We start from the raw sequence: 21,794 nt of genomic DNA on the forward strand, positions 1-21,794 counted from the left end.
ACAGAACGCGCCCCGAAAGCAGCGATCCGACAATGACATGAAATTCAGTCTTTAAAAATTTTCGCCTTCTTCGGGAACAAGAATTTCACGCTTTCCCGCGTGATTGGCAGGGCTTATCAAACCTTCTTCTTCCATCCGTTCAACAATCGTTGCAGCACGATTATAGCCGATACCGAGCCGACGTTGAATGTAGGAGGTTGAAACGCGGCGATCCCGCAGGACAACGGCAACCGCCTGATCATAAGGGTCTTGCGAATCTTCAAAATGGCTGGAGCCACCTGAAATGTCATTATCACCTTCATCATCATTTTCTTGTGTGACGGCATCAAGATAGTCCGGAACACCCTGACTCTTGAGATGCTGGACAATCTGTTCAACCTCTTCATCTCCGACAAACGGTCCGTGAACACGCTGGATACGGCCACCCCCCATCATGAAAAGCATGTCGCCCTGCCCCAACAAATGTTCGGCACCCTGTTCTCCGAGAATAGTACGGCTATCAATTTTGGAAGTTACCTGAAATGAAATACGAGTCGGGAAATTCGCCTTGATTGTACCGGTAATCACATCGACAGACGGACGTTGCGTTGCCATAATTACGTGGATACCGGCAGCACGAGCCATTTGTGCCAAACGTTGGACAGCTCCCTCGATATCTTTTCCGGCAACCATCATCAAATCCGCCATTTCATCAATAATGACGACGATATAAGGCATCGTTGTCAGATCAAGAGTTTCGGTCTCGTAGATCGGCTCGCCGGTTTCATGATCAAAACCGGTTTGAACAGTTCTTGAAAGCTGTTCACCTTTACGTTCGGCTTCTTTTACCCGTTCATTAAAACCGTCAATATTCCTGACGCCGACTTTCGCCATTTTACGGTAGCGTTCTTCCATTTCGCGAACTGCCCATTTCAACGCAACAACGGCTTTTTTAGGGTCGGTAACAACCGGTGTTAAAAGATGGGGAATTCCATCATAAACAGACAATTCCAGCATTTTCGGATCGACCATGATCATCCGGCATTGTTCCGGTGTCATCCGGTAAAGGAGTGAAAGAATCATGGTATTGATTGCAACCGATTTACCCGAACCTGTTGTACCCGCGACAAGCAGATGCGGCATTTTCGCAAGATCGGCAATGACGGCCTCGCCACCTATTGTCTTGCCGAGAGCAAGTCCGAGTTTGGCTTTATTCTTATAGAAGTCCTGGGTCGCGATAATTTCACGAAGATAGACAATCTGGCGTTTCGGGTTGGGCAGTTCAATGCCGATAACATTACGCCCCGGAACAACAGCGACACGAGATGAAATAGCACTCATCGAACGGGCAATATCATCTGCCAATCCGATAACACGCGAGGATTTTATACCCGGTGCAGGCTCGAACTCGTAAAGCGTTACAACCGGTCCCGAACGCGCATTGATAATCTGCCCTTTGACGCCAAAATCTTCCAATACACTCTCTAACTGGCCTGCTCTTTCTTTCAAAGCTTCGGGAGTGAGAAGATCACTTTTTTCGATAGGCTTCGGTTCGGCCAGAAAGTCGACACTGGGTAACTCGAATCCATCGGCAAGCCGCGACTTCGCTTTGCTTGCTGTTTCTCTTGGAAGGACAGTTTCCTGTTCCGGTTCGGCCCATGGCATTTCATCCGGTGCAGTGTCTGAAGGCGTTGAAAATTCGGGTTCGACCCGTTCATGATAGAGCGCATTCGTCCCTTCAAAATTCGGGACCGGAGGAAACATCGGTTCCTTGCGATGAAAAAAGCGGCCGATTTCTGCTCTCAACAAATAGAAAAGATGCATTGTTCCGCCAAGAACAGTAACCATCAAAGATGCGCGTGCCGGACCGTCATCTTCCTCTGTTCCCATACGGTTTTCCGCTTTACGTCTGGAATTTGCTTTTTTCTTGGGGCTACGGCGCCCGACAACGCCCCCTGCTATGGCGGCGGTCCAAAATGCCAAGGGTCCTAAAATGGCAGCAATGATTGATGTTGAAACCACCGCCGGTACAGATCCAAGAAAAAGATTGGCAAAATTCAGAATTTTATCGCCAAAAACACCACCAAGTCCGATTGGCATGGGCCAATGCGCGAAAGGCGGCACCAGCGCGATAAGACCTGAAAAACAGAATGCCGAAATTAGCCAGAAGAAAAGCCGGTGTAATGGTCTTCCTATATCTTTTTGGGCAATCAGAAGAACCGACCAAAAGAAAGGAGGAAGAAGAGCCGCGACACTGGCAAGCCCGAAAAATTGCATGGCAATATCTGCAAAGACGGCTCCCGGCCACCCCATGATATTTGTAACCGGATTATTATTGGCATAACTCAGGCACGGATCTGCAACATTCCATGTTGCCAAGGCGGCGGCGGCAAGGCCTATCAATACCAATATGCCGATACCGACAAACGAGCCAAGTTGTCGGGAAAACATCTCCACCAGATGCGGGCTTTGATAAGCACCATCTGTTGTCAAATCATAAGGGGATGAATCCTGACGCATAACCTAACCTGAAAACCCGATAATAGTCGAAAGAGATTTTTTATGATCGACTATAAAGCCAGAGAGTTAACGGGTTATTAACCAATAAAAAAAAGCCTGAAAAATAAAAAGCCCGTTTTGTGGAAAACGGGCTTTCATTTTTTTATGCTACTGAAAATCTACTGGACTGTTTCCCCGTGCAAGGAAATGTCGAGTCCTTCAATTTCTTGCTGTTTTGTCGGGCGTAAACCAATGACGGCCTTGACAACATAAAGAATGATGGTTGTGACAACCGCAGTGTATATAATGGCGACAATAAGACCAAAGCCCTGATTGAGTACAGAAACTTTTGCATAAGCTTCCGGATCGGAAAAGAAAATATCGGAAGCAAAATAACCGGTCAAAAGTGCACCAATAATACCGCCTACGCCATGGACGCCGAACGCATCAAGCGAATCGTCATACCCCAATGCACGTTTGACAAAAACGGAAGCAAAATAGCAAACCGGTCCGGCGATGATGCCGATTATGATTGCGCCTGATGGCTCGACAAAACCTGCTGCCGGAGTAATGGCCACAAGGCCGGCAACAGCACCCGAAATAATGCCGAGAACCGACGGCTTTTTGGATACTGCCCATTCGGCAATCATCCAGCACAAAGCACCAGCAGCGGTAGCAATTTGCGTGTTCAACATTGCAACAGCTGCAACTTTGTTTGCAGCACCGGCAGAACCGGCATTGAAACCGAACCAGCCGATCCACAATAGCGAAGCACCGATCATCGAAAGAGTAAGATTATGCGGAGCCATATTAACGGTGCGATAACCCTGCCGTTTGCCAAGAACAAGAGCAGTAATCAAACCGGCGACACCGGCATTGACATGAATGACCGTCCCGCCAGCAAAGTCGAGGACACCATCTTGTCCAAGAAAGCCGCCGCCCCAGACCCAATGGCAAATAGGTGCATAAACAAGAAGCGACCACAATCCCATAAACCACAACATTGCAGAAAACTTCATACGTTCGGCAAATGCACCGGTAATAAGTGCCGGTGTAATAATGGCAAAGGCCATCTGGAACGTAACCCAAAGATAGGTAGGAAATGTACCATTCAGATCATCAATAGATATGCCTTTTAAAAACAACAATGAAAAATCGCCATAATACGGATTTTTTCCGGAAAACGCGAAAGAATAGCCCGCAACAAACCAGATAACGCTGATAAGACAGCAAATTGCAAAGCTTTGCATCATTGTTGCCAGAACATTTTTCTTACGCACCATGCCACCGTAAAAAAGGGCAAGCCCCGGTATCGTCATGAGCAAAACAAATGCCGTCGAAACGAGCATCCATGCAGTATCACCAGAATCTATTTTAGCCGGAATTTCGTTAACGACTTCGGTGACTGTTTCTACCTCCTGCGCATAGCCTGCAGTCGTCCCCATTAATGCAAACGCCCCAATAGCCACAGGAATCAATTTTTTCAAACTCGCCATCAAACCTCTCCATTTGGAAAAGAACGCGCTTTACGTTCACTCGTTTACTTACCTAACAAGTTTCATGCCAACTGCTTTGCCCCGCGATATAGCTCAATAAAAAACGCTTATATGATAACCATTTTTACTATTTGCCTGTTTTTTGGGCATTCTGCCTTTGGCAGACAATTTTCTAAAGCGCATTTTCGTCGGTTTCGCCGGTTCTTATCCGCAAGGTTCTATCAAGAGACCAGACGAATATTTTACCATCGCCAATTTGTCCGGTGCGCGCGGCCTCGGTCACGACTTCCAGTACCCGATCAAGTTGATCGGTTGGAACCGCGACTTCAATTTTTATTTTAGGCAAAAAACTAATGGCATATTCTGCACCGCGATAGATTTCGGTATGCCCTTTCTGACGCCCATATCCTTTGACTTCGGTAATGGTAAGGCCATCTATGCCGATATTTAGAAGAGCATCTTTCACATCATCCAATTTGAATGGCTTTATAATTGCGGAAATAAACTTCATGTCTCCTACAACTCCTCGATTTATGTTGACCAAAAAAGGATTTAAAAATTTCAACAACACAGAAAGCCATTCAAGCTTCATGCCAATTGGCACCAAACATTGAAAAAATTTCGCTTCTGGAAGGGGAACAAACCGGACAAGGAGTCTGCAAGAAGTTTGTCTGTCGCTAGCTTGATAATAAATTGGTTGAAATTGATAAGGTTATGACACCGCTTCCGGTCTATCCATTGTCCTTACAATTTCGTTTCACATAATAATAATTTATATGTATAATATTAATTTATTTTATAATTTATTTTGTTTATAGAAATATATTTAAATTATAATGTAATTTTTAAAAAAGTTATTTTATAAAAAAATGCTTACTTTTTATTATTAATCAATTAAATAAATCCGTTTTGGCTGAATAAAATATATTATATCCAATCATTGCTTTATAGTTTTATGGTTTCGGGCTGACTAGCCTGATGAGGCCTTCCTGAGCCACACTTGCAATCAATGTTCCGTCGCGCGTGTAGATATATCCCTGACTAAATCCACGTGCGCCATGAGTGTTGGGACTTTCAATGTCATAGAGCATCCAGTCGTCGAGACTGAACGGACGATGAAACCACATAGAATGATCAAGGCTTGCAGGAATGAGACCGGGAGTCAAAACGGATAATCCATGCACAATCAGCGATGTATCAAGCAAGGTCATGTCTGAAAGATAGGCAAGAAGAGCTGAATTCAGGCTTCTGGTAGGAGCGACTTTACCATTCAGTTTGAACCAACAGCGTTGTACCGGCCGGTGTTTGTCGCGATTGAGATAGTCATCAAGATCGACAGGGCGAATCAAAAACGGACGCTGCTCGTTCCAGTAATCACGAATATTATCAGGTGCAGATTCGAGAATCGCTTTGTCTATTGCCTGTTCACTGGACAATGTCTCGGGCTCGGGCAAATTTTTCGGCATCGGGCGCTGGTAATCAAGCCCCGGTTCATCAACCTGAAAGGATGATGAAAAAGAAAGAATAGCAACGCCATTCTGCTTGGCAACAACCCGCCGCACAGAAAAGCTTCTTCCGTCGCGAAGTGGTTCGACTTCATAAATAATCGGATGATCAGGATCCCCGGGACGGATAAAATAGGCATGAAGAGAATGGATAAATCTGTCCGGTGCAACACTGCGATGGGCAGCAACCAAGGCCTGCGCAATAACGTGACCGCCAAAAACACGCTGCCAATGCGAATTTCCGCTTTGACCACGAAACAAATTCTGGTCTATTTTTTCTAAATCCAGTATGGATAATAGATGTTGAAGTCGATCGGTCATGAGCCATATTCACTTGGATAGTTGAACGAAACCGATTAGGTGAAACAGGAAAGCAGATGATTGTCAACAACCATCCCGCTCATCAATACTTACGAAAGGAAGCTCTATGTCTTCTTCGGCAATCCACCCCCATAAAGTTCTGGATCTCGTCATTGCAGGAGGTGCCTATGTCGGTCTTTCACTCGCCGTTGCGATTAAACAGGCTGTGCCGTCCCTCAAGATTGCTGTGATTGATGCAGCCCCGAAGGATAGTTGGAAAACCGATCCGCGTGCATCGGCAATTGCTGCGGCTGCCATTCGTATGCTGAGACAACTTCAATGTTGGGATGAAATCGAGCCACTCTCACAACCAATCAATGACATGATCATTACCGACTCACGCAATAGTGATCCGGTAAGACCGGTTTTCCTCACCTTTGATGGCGACGTCGCTCCCGGAGAACCTTTTGCCTATATGGTGGAAAACAAATATCTGAACGCCTCGCTTCACCGTCGTGCGGAAGAATTGGAAATACCTGTTTTAGAAGCTTTGAGCGTTAATAATTTTACCAATAACGGTAACGAGATGCATATAGAATTGAGCAATGGTGAGACATTGCAGGCCCGACTTCTTGTCGCTGCCGATGGTGTGCGCTCGAAGCTTCGTGACATTGCCGATATCAAAACAATTTATTGGCCTTATGGGCAAATGGGTATTGTTTGTACTGTCGAGCATGAGCGCCCGCATAATGGACGTGCGGAGGAACATTTTCTGCCTGCGGGACCTTTTGCCATTTTGCCGCTTAAAGGCAACCGTTCATCGCTTGTCTGGAACGAACGCAATAAAGACGCCGAACGCCTGATGGCTGCCGATGATATTGTTTTTGAATCCGAACTCGAGCTTCGTTTCGGACATCATCTTGGTGCGTTGAAAGTGGTGGGAGAAAAACGTGCTTTCCCCTTCGGCCTCACTTTGGCGAGAAGTTTTGTCAAACCGCGTTTCGCACTTGCAGGAGACGCGGCCCATGGCATTCATCCGATTTCAGGGCAGGGATTGAATCTCGGGTTTAGGGATGTTGCGGCACTTGCACAAATTATCGTCGAAACGGCTCGCCTTGGCCTTGATATAGGTTCCATTGTCGGGCTCGAACGCTATCAGGCTTGGCGCAGATTCGAGACGGTGCGCATGGGGATAACAACAGATGTGCTTAACAGACTGTTTTCCAATGACATTTCGCCAATCCGTTTATTGCGCGATGTCGGTCTTGGCCTCGTTGAACGGATGCCAAAAATGAAGAATTATTTCATTCAGGAAGCGGCCGGAATTACTGACGGTTCTCCCAAACTTCTTTTAGGCGAAGCACTCTGAGAAAGAGCTTAATCAAGGAAAAGCAAATTCCTTGAAAGAGAAGTCCAACAATCAGACCCGTACCAAGCGAGTAACCCTCAAATCGGGTCTGATAACAAAATGAGTAATTCGGGTTCTCAATAATTCAAAAACCGGATTGGAGAGCGTTGGCGGCCGGTCAATTCGCGCTTTGCACTTTTCGCATGACGACTTTCCCGCTTTTTAAACTATGCCTTCCCCGCTTTTATTTCACCGGTCATTCCCTTGTTCTCCTTTCCGGCCCGCTTTTTGTAATTTCGTCAAGACCACATCAGTCAAGCAACTGGCAAAGACTAGATCTTGCAATTCAACAATTATGAACCCCATGCCCTTTGGCACAGAATAAAGTGCCGTCCGGTTTTTTTAAGCCAAGAAACCGGATTATGTTTATTCCGGATTTTAAGCTTTTTAAAATTCAAGGATTTTTACTGTTTTCAAATCAGGACTGCAAAAGCCATTGAAAACGGAACATAAAATTCCATCATCATCCGGCATAATAAAGTCAGCCCGTTGACCACTTGGAAAATTGTATCCGAAGAAAAAAGCCTTGAAGCGGGTTGGATAAAAATGAGCGAAACTTCATCAACATGGATAGTTCCACTTATCCCGCTCGGCAAAACAACAAAAAACATCTCCAACCGTTCAATAAAAATCATTCTCAATCGTTCAATAAAAATTATCCCTAAGAGTTAAATGAAGCCTCGGGAATGGAAATAAAAATTATGCTTGATCATATGGATTGCGACGCGCCCATTTCCTTTTGAAGAAATACAATTCAGTCGGCACTCAAAAAATTGGTGGAAGCGTGGCAAATTTTAGATAGTCACGATGTGACAAAGTTCCTAAAGCGTTTAGCCGATATAAAGTGTTTAGCCAATATTATGGGCATCCTGAAAAACATAGTCTCTTGCCGGTTAGGCAATAGACATAAAAGCCTTTCGCAGGTTTCGACCTTTCACCTCTAAACATCGTTGTTTTTGCAGTCGTACCCCTTGTATTTTTATGAAGCTCTGTATTTTTACGACCTTGTCGTGTTTCAAGAACACCCGCAAATGTCGAGGATAAATTAAAAAAGCCGCGTGAAAATTCACGCGGCTTTTAAATGAAATAGACTTGACCCTAGTCGTTAAACGCGCCGTTCAATCATCAATTTCTTGATTTCGGCAATAGCCTTTGCAGGGTTCAACCCCTTCGGGCATGTTTGCGCACAATTCATGATTGTGTGGCAACGATAGAGCCGGAACGGATCTTCCAGATTATCAAGACGTTCACCCTTGGCTTCATCACGCGAATCGGCAATCCAGCGATAGGCCTGCAACAATACAGCCGGTCCCAGATAGCGATCACCATTCCACCAATAGCTCGGGCAAGATGTCTGGCAACATGCGCAAAGAATGCATTCATAAAGTCCGTCCAGTTTCTGGCGGTCTTCATGGCTTTGTAGCCATTCTTTCTGCGGTTCAGGTGAAACTGTATGCAACCACGGCTCGATCGAGCGGTGTTGAGCATAGAACCGGTTGAGATCAGGAACCAGATCTTTTACCACCGGCATTGATGGCAAAGGATAAATCTTGATCGGATGTTTAACGTCATCCATGCCTGTAATACAGGCAAGGGTGTTGGACCCGTCAATATTCATGGCACAAGAGCCACAAATACCTTCACGACAGGAACGCCGCAATGTCAAAGTCGGATCAACGTGATTCTTGATGTATAAGAGGCCATCAAGAATCATAGGACCGCAAGAATTACGATCGACATAATAGGTGTCGAGACGCGGGTTCTGGTCGTCATCGGGCGACCAGCGGTAAATGTGGAACTCGGTCAGTTTCGACGTATCAGCAGGCTTTGGCCAAACCTTACCCGGCTTGATTTGCGAATTCTTGGGAAGCGTCATATGAACCATTATCAGTATCTCCCCTTAGTAAACGCGCTTCTTAGGCGCAATTTTCTTGAGCGAAATGCCACCGTCTTCCTCTTTGGTTAACGGGTTGAGGTGGACACCACGATAGGATAGTGAAACTTTCCCATCTTCAGACAAGCGCGAAACCGTATGCTTACGCCAGTTTTTGTCGTCACGCTCAGGGTAGTCCTCACGTGCATGAGCACCACGGCTTTCATGACGGGCTTCAGCCGAATAAACCGTCGAAATCGCATTGGCCATCAGGTTTTCCAACTCCAATGTTTCCATCAGATCGGAATTCCAGATGAGTGAGCGATCGGTTACCTTCACATCCGGCAATTCATTCCAGATTTCCGAAATGCGTTTGCAACCTTGCTGAAGCGTTTCTTCCGTACGGAAAACCGCCGCATCTTCCTGCATGGCGCGTTGCATCTTTTCACGCAACTCGGCTGTCGGCTTGGCTCCATTGGCATAACGGATACGATCGAACCGATCCATGATCTTCTCGACTGCCTGTTCGTTTATTGGCGGAATTTCCGACTTGCGATCAATAACTTCGCCAGCCCGGATAGCCGCCGCGCGACCAAACACTACAAGATCAATCAACGAGTTCGAACCGAGACGGTTGGCACCGTGCACAGATGCGCACCCTGCTTCACCGACGGCCATCAAGCCTGGTTGAACACGATCGGGTTCATCATCTGTCGGGTTTAATACCTCGCCAAAATAATTGGTCGGTATGCCGCCCATATTATAGTGAACCGTCGGAATAACCGGTATCGGATCTTTCGTGACATCAACACCGGCAAAAATGCGGGCTGATTCGGAAATACCCGGTAGACGCTCATGCAAAATGGCAGGATCAATGTGGCTCAAGACCAGATAGATGTGATCTTTTTTAGGACCAACACCGCGTCCTTCCCTGATTTCAATCGTCATACAACGCGAAACAACATCACGCGAAGCAAGATCCTTGAACGAGGGAGCATAGCGTTCCATGAAACGCTCGCCTTCCGAATTGATGAGATAGCCACCTTCGCCACGTGCACCTTCGGTGATCAGGCATCCCGAACCATAGATACCGGTCGGATGGAATTGGACAAATTCCATATCCTGCAACGGTAGACCCGCACGGGAAATCATACCACCGCCATCACCTGTACAGGTGTGGGCAGATGTTGCCGAGAAATAGGCACGGCCATAACCACCTGTCGCCAGCACAACCATTTTTGCCGAAAAACGGTGAATACTGCCATCATCAAGATTCCAGGCTACAACACCTGTGCAAACGCCATCGGTCATAATGAGGTCAAGCGCATAATATTCGACAAAGAATTGCGCATTATGCTTCAGGCTTTGGCCATAAAGTGTGTGCAAAATAGCGTGACCTGTACGGTCGGCAGCAGCACATGTACGCTGAACGGGCGGACCGGCTCCGAAATCTGTTGTATGTCCGCCAAACGGGCGCTGATAGATTTTACCGTCTTCGGTACGCGAAAACGGAACACCATAATGTTCAAGCTCATAGACGGCCGCCGGTGCATTGCGCACCAGATATTCCATGGCATCCATATCGCCTAGCCAGTCGGACCCTTTGATCGTGTCATACATATGCCACTGCCAATTATCCGGCCCCATATTGGATAGAGATGCTGCAATACCACCTTGTGCTGCCACGGTATGAGAACGTGTCGGGAAAACCTTGGTAATACAGGCGGTTTTTAACCCCTGTTCGGCCATTCCCAATGTTGCACGTAGCCCCGAACCACCGGCACCAATAATGACGACGTCAAATTTGTGATCAACAAAATGGTAGGCTTTTCCACTTTTTGTTGTGGAACTAGTTGAAGAAGTGGTGACCATAGAGATCAACCTCCCAATGTAATTTTTAGAAGGGCAAGAAGCAGACCCGCACCAATAATGTAACAAAAGAACGTATTGAGTGCCAACATCAAGATGCGTGTTGCTTCATTCGGAAAATAATCTTCCAAAATGACCTGCATCCCGAGTTTCATGTGATAGACACCGGAAAGAACCATCAAAGCCATCACAACGGCTACAATCGGATTTGCCAATGTTGCATGCACCGTCGCATAATCCTTGCCAACAAGGGAGACAACAAGCACGATGAAAAAGATAAATAACGGGACATTGGCAAGTGCTGTCATACGTTGCGCCCAAAAATGGCTCGTTCCTGTATGGGCAGCTCCCCAGCCCCGAACTTTTCCAAGTTCTGTTCTGAAATCTTTTTTCATGAATATCTTCTCCCTGCCATTAACGAACGCAATAACCGACGATCCAGATAAGAAGCGTCACGATAATGGAAATAAAGACTGTTGCCCAAGCCGTTTTGGTCGCGCAATGTTTTTCAAGGAGATACGTTCTTGTATCCCAGAAAAAATGCCGCACACCGCCAACAAGGTGATGGACAAGAGCCAATGTATATAGAAACAGAATGCAGCGCCCGATAAATGAATTGAACAAACCGTTCACTGCTTCAAATGCCCCACCACCGGAAGCTACTGCCATCAACCATGCTGCAAGGAACAAGGTCCCGACATAGAGAGCACCTCCCGTAATACGGTGGGCGATAGACATCGCCATCGTAATCGGCCAGCGATAAATGCTGACATGCGGTGAAATAGGACGCGGTTTTGTTGTTGTCGTATCTGTCATAGGCTTTCCTGACCTGGTTTTGACTGCGGTTATGGAATAACCACCCCCGCCATTCCTCCCGTCTGTTTTGCTTTGCAAACAGGTTGGAAATAACTTTCAATGCACCGGAACAATATTTTTCATCCAATGCTACAGGCCGGCCATTTCAGTTGGCGGATTAAAGGTCACACCCAAAAACAACCGAATGCTCCATAGTCAAAACTAAAGAACATTATTCTTCTAATGCGGATTTTGCTCCACGTCAAAGCAGTAAAGCATATTCTTGTCATCAAATCATTGGGATTGGGTAGAGTTTTTATTACAAATCGCGTTTTAATCGTTTAAAAACATGATAAAATCAATCATATTTTTCCTTTTGTGAGGCCTTAGAAGCGACGGTAGGCACATAAACTGATTCTCGGTTACCGCCCATATTTACTCAAATATTGCTCGAATAGCAGAAAACCGTTTTGCATTTTCAGACAAAACGGTTTTCCTGGTTTTATTTTGAATAATTAAGCTATAGGAGCAAACGAGCTTCAGCCATTTCAGTCGAACCGTATAATATAGCCGGTCCAGTCCCCTTTAACGGCAATTTGCTCATAAAGTTTGCGCCCGTCCTCGGGAATACGGGGAGCATTCAAAATCAACTTTGTCCAGCCACGCTCCTCGGCTTTATCACAAAGAAGATCGATCATAGCTTTGGCGATGCCCTTACCCTGATACTCATGATGCACATGAATATGATCTACCTGCCCTGCACGCAATCCGGAAACCGGTTCGGGATGATCATAAAAAATGACAAATCCGACGAGTTCACCGTTGACGTGAGCGCCAAGTACTTCGGCCGTACGGTCCTGTAGCAGTTGCTCGGCGTAATACTCGTCGGGCCGACGCGGTGCACCCCGTTTCAACGCCTGGGTATAACTTGCAAGAAGAGGAGCAAGTAAACGTGCATCCTTCAAATGTAAAAGGCTGATTGCCACATCATGCCGGTCTTCTTTATTAGTCGTCATCATACCCGAACTCCCTTTGGTGGGTTTTTCACTTGATCTATGTTTAAAGTGACCGGATCAAAACGTAAAGAGTTCTTGCTTCAGGAAATACAATTTGCCGCAGTTCCTATTTCCAATCTCTGACATCGACAAAATGACCGGCAATTGCAGCCGCCGCAGCCATAGCAGGTGACACCAGATGCGTGCGCCCTTTATAGCCCTGCCTGCTCTCGAAATTACGATTGGACGTTGAAGCACAGCGTTCTCCCGGCTCCAGCCTGTCATCATTCATCGCAAGACACATGGAGCATCCGGGCTCCCGCCAATCAAAACCGGCTTCCTTGAAGATTTTATCAAGCCCTTCTTTTTCTGCCTGCTCTTTAACGAGACCCGAGCCTGGTACGACCATTGCCGAAACGGTGGGTGCAACCTTTTTGCCTTTAACCATTGCAGCCGCGGCTCTCATGTCTTCAATACGTCCATTGGTGCAAGAACCGATGAAGACCCGATCAATCTTGATATCCGTCATTTTGGTTCCGGCCTTCAGCCCCATATATTCGAGCGCCCGCATTTTGGATGCGCGTTTGGTTTCATCGTCAATGTCTTCCGGATCGGGCACAACGCCGGTAACCGGCACGACATCTTCCGGCGATGATCCCCACGTAACCGATGGCACAAGCTCGCTCGCATCAAGTGTGACGACAGTATCGTAATGTGCCCCTTCATCCGATTTCAGTGTTTTCCAATAGGCAATTGCTTTTTCCAGCATTTCACCTTTCGGCGCGCGCGGACGACTTCTGATATAGTCAAAAGTGGTTTCATCCGGTGCAATCATTCCGGCTCGTGCACCTGCTTCAATCGACATATTGCAGACAGTCATGCGACCTTCCATAGAAAGGCCACGAATTGCTTCACCGGCAAATTCAATCACATGGCCGGTTCCGCCGGCTGTGCCGATTTTTCCGATAATGGCCAGCACAAGATCTTTTGCCGTCACGCCTTTTGGCAGACTACCATTGACCTGAACCAGCATATTTTTCGATTTTTTCTGGATCAGTGTCTGGGTCGCCAGAACATGTTCGACCTCGGACGTTCCGATACCATGGGCAAGAGCACCGAAAGCGCCATGTGTCGAGGTATGGCTATCGCCACACACAATGGTCATGCCGGGCAGAGTAAAGCCTTGCTCGGGTCCTATAATATGGACAATACCCTGACGTTTATCGTTCTGGTTAAAATATTCGATTCCGAATTCGGAGGTATTTTTTGCCAAAGCCTCGACCTGTGTCCGGCTTTGCTCGTTCTTGATACCTTTTGCACGATCGGGAGATGTCGGAATATTATGATCGACAACTGCCAATGTTTTTTCCGGATGGCGCACAGGACGATGAGCGATACGCAAACCTTCAAAAGCTTGAGGGCTGGTCACTTCATGAACAAGATGACGATCAATATAGAGTAGGCAAGTACCGTCTTCCTGACGGTCTACAATATGATCTTCAAAAATCTTGTCATAAAGTGTACGCGGGGCACTCATTTTTTTGTCCTTGAATATTAAAAATTAAGCGTTTTCAACTTTCAAATCGGCCATTATTCGGCGATTGTTCCAAAAGTCAATCAACATGACATGAGATAAGAACGATCGGACGATTTTGCAAAGCCCGCATCAAATTCCATAAAGAAACCGATGCAATAAAAAAGCGGCTTAAAAGCCGCTTTTATCTCAAATAAAACCAATCGGCTTTTATTCTGATTTCTGTTCAGCTTCCGGTAGCGGTGCAGCCACTGTTTCAACAGTGACAGTTTCAGCCACACCGGTGCTTGGAACATCAACAGCCTTCTTGCGGTAGTCTCTTTTCTCGGAAATGCGGGCAGCTTTACCGGTAAGGCCACGCAAATAATAGAGTTTGGCACGACGCACATTACCACGACGAACGACTTCAACGCCCTCGACAAGTGGTGAATAAACCGGAAATACGCGTTCTACACCCTCGCCATAGGAAATTTTACGAACGGTGAATGTCTCGTTAAGGCCACCGCCCGAACGGGCAATGCAAACACCTTCATAAGCTTGAACACGGGTACGTGTACCTTCAGTCACACGAACCGAAACGCGAAGTGTATCACCGGCCTGAAAGGCAGGGAGTTTGCGCTTTTCTTCAATTTTTGCGCGCTGCTCGGCGTCGAGCTGTTGTATAATATTCATCTCATCAATCCTTCATGTTCTTCTCGAACAGTCAGAGCGCTCGACTCTTGCCCTCGAAACCTTGTTCCTTCGGCTATGCCTTGCGGCAGGAGCGGGTTCACCATCCATTAATTTCCGGATGCAGATGACGTACCATCTGAAAACGTGGTTTGCCCATTACACTATCGCGCAAACTGAATCAAGCTTTCCTGTTATTTTTCTCGTAAATCGAATAAAGATCCGGCCGTCTTGCTCTGGTTATTTCTTCCGACCGGTGTTTGCGCCATTTTTCAATTTCCTGATGGTTTCCCGAGGTCAAAACTTCGGGAATTGATCTGCCTTCAAATATTTGTGGCCTTGTATATTGCGGATATTCAAGAAGTCCTGCTTCGAAACTTTCCTGTTCGCCCGATTGATTGTTCCCCATCACACCGGGCAAAAGCCGCACAATCGAATCAAGTATAATGAGTGCCGCCCCCTCGCCACCGGAAAGAACGTAATCACCGATCGAAACCTCGATAAGATTTCTGGCTTCGATCACCCTCTCGTCCACACCTTCAAAACGGCCGCAGACGAGCGTTACGCCCCCGCCATCTTTCAATTCATGAGCCATTTTCTGGTTGAAACTGCGCCCGCGCGGACTCATCAACAAACGGGGATAATGATTGTCAACACTGTCAATGGCTTTTGCGAGCACATCGGGCTTCATGACCATTCCGGCACCACCGCCGGAGGGTGTGTCATCCACACTATGATGACGGTCAGACGCGAAATCTCTTATCTGGACTTTATCAAGCGACCAGATGCCGTTTTCCAATGCACGCCCCGCCATTGAGTGGCCGAGGAACCCCGGAAACATTTCCGGATAAAGAGTAAGTACTTGAGCCTTGAAACTCATTGTTCCTCCTCGTGACCCGAATCCAGATCATCGTCAACAAGACCTGCTGCAACCCGATCAATGGAGATAAATCCCTCACCGATATCAATTTCAGGGACGGCAGCTTTTGAAAAGGGAATGAGCTTGAGCCCCTCGCCTTCAATCTTCAATTCAAGAATATCACCACCACCGAAATCAAAGACGGCGTTGACCTTGCCGATCACGTGACCATTATTTTCGTCTCTGACACGCAAACCGATAAGATCGGTCTGATAAAACTCGTCTTCTTCTAGATCATCCGGCAATTGTTGGCGATCGACATAAAGCGCTATTCCATTGAGTGCCTCGGCGTGACTGCGATCATCAATACCTGAAAAATGCGCAATGACAGCGTTGCCCGTTTTTCTGATATGGTCAATCTTGAAAGATCGGCCATTTTCGTCGAATAGCTTACCATAAGACGAAAGTCCGAGAGGATCGGCGGTAAATACTACAAGTTTTACATCGCCTTTAATACCGTGGGCTGCCGCGATGGTTGCAAGGCGCACAAAATTATCTTTGCTTTTTCCCATATGGTTCTACTTTTGCTCCAATTTGCGGCTTTCGGCTCTTAAAAATCGGCTTTTCTTAAAAATTTACTTCAAGCTTGAGACTTTTTTAATAATACCCGCTCAAAATTCAAGCTGTTCGCTTTAATATGGTTCATCTACTATATTCAATAGGGATCGAGAGAAAACCGTTCTATCCCGATTAAAAAGCAACAATGGCGGCTTTGGGGTCAAAACATTGCAAAACGTAGCCATTTTAAAAACACTTCAGGAGAGTTTCTATGCCAACAGTTATGCTTTTTTATAAAAACATCGTCCCCATTTCACGCGAAACACACAAAAAACTGAAATTCAGTGCTCCGAAAAATCTCGACTTTGCAGCAAATACCCACTGGGTTCCATTGGCAGGTGAAGAATTCTATCAGGCCGCTTTGAACTACCCGATTTTGTTTATGGGTGCCGAAGATAAAGAAGGTAAAATTACCTATACTGCCGTTGCCATGCTCGGTTTGGCAAATGATGAAAACGATTATCTTGACAAGGATAAAAAGTGGCGCCCCGACACATATATTCCGGCGTTCGTCCGCCGTTATCCATTTGTGTTGGCAGGTGCACCTGACCAGAAAGAATTGACTGTCTGTTTCGATTCCGAATCAGGCATGTTCAACGAAGTTGAAGGAATTGATCTCTTTAACAGCGATGGCAGTGTTTCACCTTTTATGGAAGATCGTATCAATTTCCTGAACGCTTTCAAAAACAGCATGGAACAGACAAACAAATTTCTGGAAACGATTGCCAAAATGGGCCTGTTCAAAAAACAGTCGATCGACATACGCTCGCAAAGCGGACAGACGGCAAGGCTCGAAAATTTCTGGATTATCGACACCGAGAAATTCAACAAGCTTTCAGGCGACCAACTGGCAAAACTCCACAAACAAGGCTTTCTTGGCTGGATCTTTGCCCAATTAATGTCGATGAACAACTTGCCTGGCTTAATGAATCTCCACATTGCCCATATGAAAAATGCAATAGCTGCACCAAAGTCGGCCATATCCGATAAAACCGGCGAAGGCACTAAAAAAAATAAACCTGCCTCAACAAAAATCAATTAAGGTCTCTCGAACAGAGAAACCCGATGTTAAACTCTGTCATGGTAGATTGATGCCATGACAGAGATCTCTACCTCCGATCTTCCATTATTGGAAGCAACGCCAAAGCTTTTGTCTGCGCGCAAAGACTGGCTCGAGCAGCTTGAAAAAACGCGCCGTGTTGCTAAACTCACAGTTGAAGCTTATGAACGGGATAGTAGACAATTCCTAGGTTTTCTTTGTGAGCATCTCGGACATCGTCCCGACATTTCCGATCTTTCCGAACTTCGCGTTGCCGATATAAGATCATTTCTTGCCTATCGGCGCAATGAAGGCGTTGGCTCGCGTTCACTCGGGCGCGGTCTTGCCGGTATACGCTCGTTTTTCAACTTTTTAACACGTGCCGGACTTGCCGATGTGCCGGCAGCGCGTGTTGTGCGCACACCGAAACAACCGAAATCTTTGCCAAAACCGCTCAATATCGCCGATGCATTGCATATTGTTGACAAGAAAACCCAGCTTGATGACGAACCTTGGGTTGCTTCCAGAAACGCTGCCATTCTCACTCTCTGTTATGGATGCGGCCTGAGAATATCGGAAGCTTTATCACTAACGCCTGCAGATTTTAGCGACAAAAATGCTACCAGCATTTATGTGACCGGCAAGGGAGGGAAAACCCGTCTCGTTCCGGTTATTCCGGCTGTCCATGAGGCAATAGATGATTATCTTTCCTGTTGCCCATTCATTCTACCACCCGATCAACCTTTATTCCGTGGTGTGCGTGGTGGAAAATTGCAAAGGGCAATTGTCGAACGCGCTGTTCAACAATTGCGCTCAAGCCTCGGCCTTCCCGATAGTGTTACACCGCATGCCCTCAGGCATTCTTTTGCAACACATTTATTGTCGCGCGGGGGAGATCTTCGCACCATTCAGGAATTGCTCGGTCACGCAAGTCTTTCGACCACACAAATCTACACCGGTGTCGATACCGACCGTCTCATGGAAGTTTATAAAAAAGCCCATCCACACTGAAGATTGCCATGGATTAAAATATGCCGGTCAATTGCTGATATACCCTTTTTAATGATAAAAAAACACGTGCTAAAAATTATTAAAAAGAAAACCCGACTTCAAAACGAATGTCGTGCTCCAAACCATATTGGAGGATGTTATGACCCAATCAAAAACAATCCGTCTTGTGATGCCGCAATGGCAAGGTGGAGATAATCCGCTCTATCACCTTGGTGCCGAATTATTGAATTATCTTGCTCCAAGCACAAAAACCCCTTCCTTTACCGTTCCTGTTACAAAACCGGGCATGCCGCTCAAAAATGAAAACGGCATTATGGGAAGAAAAGAAGTCGTTAACCAGCTTGAAAGTGCTTATAGCATTATCAACAGGGAAAAACCCGACAAAATCGTTATGTTCGGTGGTGACTGTCTGGTCGATCTGGCACCATTCTCATATCTGAGTAGCGTCTATGGTCAATCGTTCGGCATATTGTGGATTGATGCCCATCCGGACGTTATGACACCGAAACAATTTGCTCATTCCCACGCCCACGTTCTGGGGGCACTTATGGGCAATGGCGATCCCGACCTTATTAAAGATGTCAAAACACCGGTACCGGCAAGAAAGGTCATGATTGCAGGTATCCACGATCCGACAGACTATGAAAAAAAGTTCCTGACAGATCATGATATTGCTATGATTTCACCGGAACAATTGAAAATGTCCGACCAACCGGTCTTACAATGGATAAAAAATCAAAATATCAAATATCTTGCTATCCACATTGACCTTGATGTCCTCGATTTTCATCTCTTTCATGCGTTATTGATGGCGGAACCGGGAGTAAGTGCCGATAAATATGCCGGCATTGCCGAAGGTCGTCTGACAATGGATAATGTTGTAAAGCTGGTCAAAGATGTCAATGAAATCACCACTATTGTTGGCGTCGGAATTGCCGAACATCTCCCGTGGGATGCACTCAATCTCAAAAACATGCTTGCCGAATTACCGTTGATAAACGGTCATTGACTTTACCATTTAAAATTGTGGAATATTTGAAATCCGGAATTTTGTTCGACAATCAGTCTGAAGCACAAGATTGATCCGGTATGATTTAAAAGGCTTTATTGTTTTGTAAAATGAAACCGGATGATCTTACATCCGGTTACTCGGCCTTGGCTTCAATCGCCAAAGCATGGATACCGCTTTCAAGTTCATGCTTGAGAACATGATTGATTGCACGATGGATATCCACCCGTTTCATACCTTTAAAAGCCTTTGCAGTAATTTTGACCCGAAAATGCGTTTCGCCTTTACCATCGAAGCTACGGCCATCATCGTGTTGGTGACCGGCGTGAAGATGACTTTCATCAATAATTTCAATAACAGATGGAGAAAAGGCAGCTTGAAGCTTTTTCTTGATAGTTTCTGCAACTGTGCTGGACATTTTCTTCTTTTAACCCCATATGTGAGCGGTAAGTTTCACCCGATTCTTGATATTCAGGAAATCGGCAACTCACATGTGGGAACAAAAATCCCGAAAGTCAATTCTTGCCAAACATGTATATTGTGTTTTAAGTCGGAAACATGACGACCACATCGAAATTATTTGACTCAATCCGCATCAGTTCCAACAGAAAAAAGAAGGTGGAACCTCAGGTTCCCCAATGTCAGTGGGAAGGATGCACAAAACCCGGCACTCATCGGGCTCCAGCAGGGCGCGATCATGAGGGAGAATATCTTCATTTCTGCCTCGAACATGTGCGCGAATATAACAAGAATTTCAATTATTTCACCGGTTTGAAAGATGAAGAAATCGCGAAATTCCAGAAAGATGCACTGACCGGCCATCGCCCGACCTGGAAATCGGGTGTCAATGCCGCTGCTGCCAAGCCTGCAGCCGATTTTTCGAGAATCCGTTCCGGTTCAGCCGCTTATCAGAACCGGGTAAACGATCCGCTTCATATGTTCAATCAACAAAGCCGGGCAACCAACGCACCACGAAAATTGAAAACACTGGAAGCGCGGGCTTTCATGACATTGGGCCTTGACGCCAATGCAACCAGCCGTGACATAAAGGCGAAATACAAGGCTCTGGTAAAACTTCATCACCCTGATGCAAATGGGGGTGACCGGTCTTCCGAAGATCGCTTGCGCGAAGTATTACAGGCATATAACCTGCTGAAAAATGCCGGCTTTTGCTAACGTCAAATTGAAGACCAAAAGACAATTCTTTTCAATGGAACATTGAAATTCTTGTCTGACTGTCTGATAACAGATCGAGAGCTTGTAGCTCTTCAACTTAAAACACATTATAGCTATAAGGTGTGTTCATATTTAATTCGGACAGCGGTTTTATCCCGTATGGAGGCATGATGACAAAGGACGATCTGGGTATTGATAATGTGCCGGATATAACGGTTTCGGCACGCGAACTTTTCGGTATTGATACCGATATGAAGGTTCCAGCGTTCAGCGAAACAGATCCCAATGTGCCCGAGCTTGATCCGGATTATCTATTCGATCGGGAAACAACTTTAGCCATCCTTGCCGGTTTTGCCTTCAATCGTCGTGTGATGGTTTCAGGCTATCACGGTACCGGCAAATCCACCCATATCGAGCAGATTGCCGCGCGTTTGAACTGGCCTTGTATCCGCGTCAATCTTGATAGCCACGTCAGTCGTATCGACCTTGTCGGAAAGGATGCGATTGTTATCAAAAACGGTATGCAGGTGACAGAATTTCAGGATGGTATTCTGCCATGGGCCTATCAAAGAAATGTTGCACTGGTTTTTGATGAATATGATGCCGGTCGTCCTGATGTTATGTTTGTTATCCAGCGTGTATTGGAATCGTCCGGACGTTTGACCTTGCTTGATCAGAGTCGCGTTATTTCACCGCATCCTGCTTTTCGTCTGTTTGCTACAGCAAACACAATCGGTCTGGGTGACACAACCGGCCTTTACCATGGCACACAGCAAATCAACCAGGCGCAAATGGACCGCTGGTCGATTGTGACAACTTTGAACTATTTGCCGCATGACAATGAAGTCAATATTGTTCTGGCAAAGGCAAAATCCTTCCGCACCAAAGAAGGCCGCGAGACAGTTTCACAAATGGTTCATGTTGCCGATATGACGAGACAAGCCTTCATCAATGGCGATCTTTCGACAGTCATGAGTCCGCGTACCGTTATTACCTGGGCCGAAAACACCGAAATTTTCAAGGATCTGGGATTTGCATTCCGCCTTACATTTTTAAACAAGTGCGACGAATTGGAACGCCCGATCGTTGCCGAATTCTATCAACGGGCTTTTGGCAAGGAATTGCCTGAATCCCTTGCCAACTCGGTTTTGTCATAAGGA

21 protein-coding genes are annotated in these 21,794 nt (G+C 46.2%); 6 read left to right on the forward strand and 15 right to left on the reverse strand.

The genetic code is table 11. The features are described from left to right. Positions 1–51: 51 nt before the first annotated feature. The 4 genes from BBC0178_RS11020 to BBC0178_RS11035 form a co-directional block, all read right to left on the reverse strand. A complete protein-coding gene (locus tag BBC0178_RS11020; protein ID WP_078040187.1) occupies positions 52–2,499 on the reverse strand; it encodes a DNA translocase FtsK in 2,448 nt (815 codons plus the stop codon). A gap of 158 nt (positions 2,500–2,657) precedes the next feature. Then, positions 2,658–3,827, reverse strand: coding sequence for an ammonium transporter (locus BBC0178_RS11025; RefSeq protein WP_225868021.1), 1,170 nt, complete (start codon positions 3,825–3,827; stop codon positions 2,658–2,660). Between the two features lie 319 nt (positions 3,828–4,146). After that, a complete protein-coding gene (locus tag BBC0178_RS11030; protein ID WP_077973154.1) occupies positions 4,147–4,485 on the reverse strand; it encodes a P-II family nitrogen regulator in 339 nt (112 codons plus the stop codon). A gap of 442 nt (positions 4,486–4,927) precedes the next feature. Then, entirely contained in the window at positions 4,928–5,800 is an 873-nt protein-coding gene (locus tag BBC0178_RS11035) for an acyl-CoA thioesterase (RefSeq protein WP_078040188.1), read from the reverse strand. Positions 5,801–5,906: 106 nt separating this feature from the next. Here BBC0178_RS11035 and BBC0178_RS11040 point away from each other — a divergent pair, with 106 nt between their 5' ends. Further along, positions 5,907–7,148: a ubiquinone biosynthesis hydroxylase gene (locus tag BBC0178_RS11040; protein ID WP_078040189.1), complete on the forward strand. Its 1,242-nt coding sequence runs from the start codon at positions 5,907–5,909 to the stop codon at positions 7,146–7,148. A gap of 452 nt (positions 7,149–7,600) precedes the next feature. Here the strand turns inward: BBC0178_RS11040 and BBC0178_RS11045 are convergent, their stop codons facing one another. The 10 genes from BBC0178_RS11045 to rimM all read right to left on the reverse strand — a co-directional run bounded on the left by BBC0178_RS11045 (position 7,601) and on the right by rimM (position 16,353). Next, a complete protein-coding gene (locus tag BBC0178_RS11045) occupies positions 7,601–7,822 on the reverse strand; it encodes a hypothetical protein (RefSeq protein WP_078040190.1) in 222 nt (73 codons plus the stop codon). A 470-nt stretch (positions 7,823–8,292) separates the two neighbouring features. Then, positions 8,293–9,072 carry a succinate dehydrogenase iron-sulfur subunit gene (locus BBC0178_RS11050; RefSeq protein WP_077973159.1) on the reverse strand — a complete coding sequence of 260 codons (780 nt, stop codon included), beginning with the start codon at positions 9,070–9,072 and terminating at the stop codon, positions 8,293–8,295. 15 nt (positions 9,073–9,087) lie between these two features. After that, the gene (gene sdhA, locus BBC0178_RS11055; protein WP_078040191.1) at positions 9,088–10,932 is read right to left on the reverse strand and encodes a succinate dehydrogenase flavoprotein subunit; all 1,845 of its coding nucleotides are present in this window, start codon (positions 10,930–10,932) and stop codon (positions 9,088–9,090) included. A 5-nt stretch (positions 10,933–10,937) separates the two neighbouring features. Continuing rightward, complete coding sequence (gene sdhD / locus BBC0178_RS11060) at positions 10,938–11,324, reverse strand: succinate dehydrogenase, hydrophobic membrane anchor protein (protein ID WP_078040192.1); 387 nt, start codon at positions 11,322–11,324, stop codon at positions 10,938–10,940. Positions 11,325–11,343: 19 nt separating this feature from the next. Then, positions 11,344–11,745, reverse strand: a complete 402-nt coding sequence (gene sdhC, locus BBC0178_RS11065) for a succinate dehydrogenase, cytochrome b556 subunit (RefSeq protein WP_077973165.1) — start codon at positions 11,743–11,745, stop codon at positions 11,344–11,346. 527 nt (positions 11,746–12,272) lie between these two features. Further along, positions 12,273–12,740: a GNAT family N-acetyltransferase gene (locus tag BBC0178_RS11070; protein WP_077973670.1), complete on the reverse strand. Its 468-nt coding sequence runs from the start codon at positions 12,738–12,740 to the stop codon at positions 12,273–12,275. 106 nt (positions 12,741–12,846) lie between these two features. Further along, positions 12,847–14,256, reverse strand: a complete 1,410-nt coding sequence (leuC, locus tag BBC0178_RS11075) for a 3-isopropylmalate dehydratase large subunit (RefSeq protein WP_078040193.1) — start codon at positions 14,254–14,256, stop codon at positions 12,847–12,849. Positions 14,257–14,463: 207 nt separating this feature from the next. Next, positions 14,464–14,925 (reverse strand): 50S ribosomal protein L19, encoded by a 462-nt coding sequence (gene rplS / locus BBC0178_RS11080; protein ID WP_077973169.1) that lies wholly within the window; start codon positions 14,923–14,925, stop codon positions 14,464–14,466. A gap of 178 nt (positions 14,926–15,103) precedes the next feature. After that, positions 15,104–15,802 (reverse strand): tRNA (guanosine(37)-N1)-methyltransferase TrmD, encoded by a 699-nt coding sequence (gene trmD / locus BBC0178_RS11085; protein ID WP_078040194.1) that lies wholly within the window; start codon positions 15,800–15,802, stop codon positions 15,104–15,106. Beyond that, entirely contained in the window at positions 15,799–16,353 is a 555-nt protein-coding gene (gene rimM, locus BBC0178_RS11090; protein WP_078040195.1) for a ribosome maturation factor RimM, read from the reverse strand. The genes trmD and rimM overlap by 4 nt, the downstream gene beginning before the upstream one ends. Before the next feature lie 257 nt (positions 16,354–16,610). On the opposite strand from rimM, the gene BBC0178_RS11095 reads away from it, so the two are divergent. From BBC0178_RS11095 to BBC0178_RS11105, 3 genes are all read left to right on the forward strand, one after another. Continuing rightward, positions 16,611–17,441, forward strand: a complete 831-nt coding sequence (locus BBC0178_RS11095; RefSeq protein WP_078040196.1) for a SapC family protein — start codon at positions 16,611–16,613, stop codon at positions 17,439–17,441. Between the two features lie 54 nt (positions 17,442–17,495). Then, positions 17,496–18,449 (forward strand): tyrosine recombinase XerC, encoded by a 954-nt coding sequence (locus BBC0178_RS11100; protein ID WP_078040197.1) that lies wholly within the window; start codon positions 17,496–17,498, stop codon positions 18,447–18,449. A gap of 139 nt (positions 18,450–18,588) precedes the next feature. Then, a complete protein-coding gene (locus BBC0178_RS11105; protein ID WP_078040469.1) occupies positions 18,589–19,458 on the forward strand; it encodes an arginase family protein in 870 nt (289 codons plus the stop codon). Between the two features lie 136 nt (positions 19,459–19,594). Here BBC0178_RS11105 and BBC0178_RS11110 read toward each other — a convergent pair whose 3' ends face one another. Further along, complete coding sequence (locus BBC0178_RS11110) at positions 19,595–19,876, reverse strand: BolA family protein (RefSeq protein ID WP_077973179.1); 282 nt, start codon at positions 19,874–19,876, stop codon at positions 19,595–19,597. A gap of 140 nt (positions 19,877–20,016) precedes the next feature. Here BBC0178_RS11110 and BBC0178_RS11115 point away from each other — a divergent pair, with 140 nt between their 5' ends. Then, entirely contained in the window at positions 20,017–20,634 is a 618-nt protein-coding gene (locus BBC0178_RS11115; RefSeq protein ID WP_077973180.1) for a J domain-containing protein, read from the forward strand. 170 nt (positions 20,635–20,804) lie between these two features. Continuing rightward, on the forward strand, positions 20,805–21,791 hold the full coding sequence (gene cobS / locus BBC0178_RS11120; RefSeq protein ID WP_078040470.1) for a cobaltochelatase subunit CobS: 987 nt from the start codon (positions 20,805–20,807) through the stop codon (positions 21,789–21,791). Positions 21,792–21,794 lie beyond the last annotated feature (3 nt).

Origin of the sequence: Ditibartonella apihabitans, assembly GCF_002007485.1 — a bacterium.
Taxonomy (GTDB): Bacteria; Pseudomonadota; Alphaproteobacteria; order Rhizobiales; family Rhizobiaceae; genus Bartonella; species Bartonella apihabitans.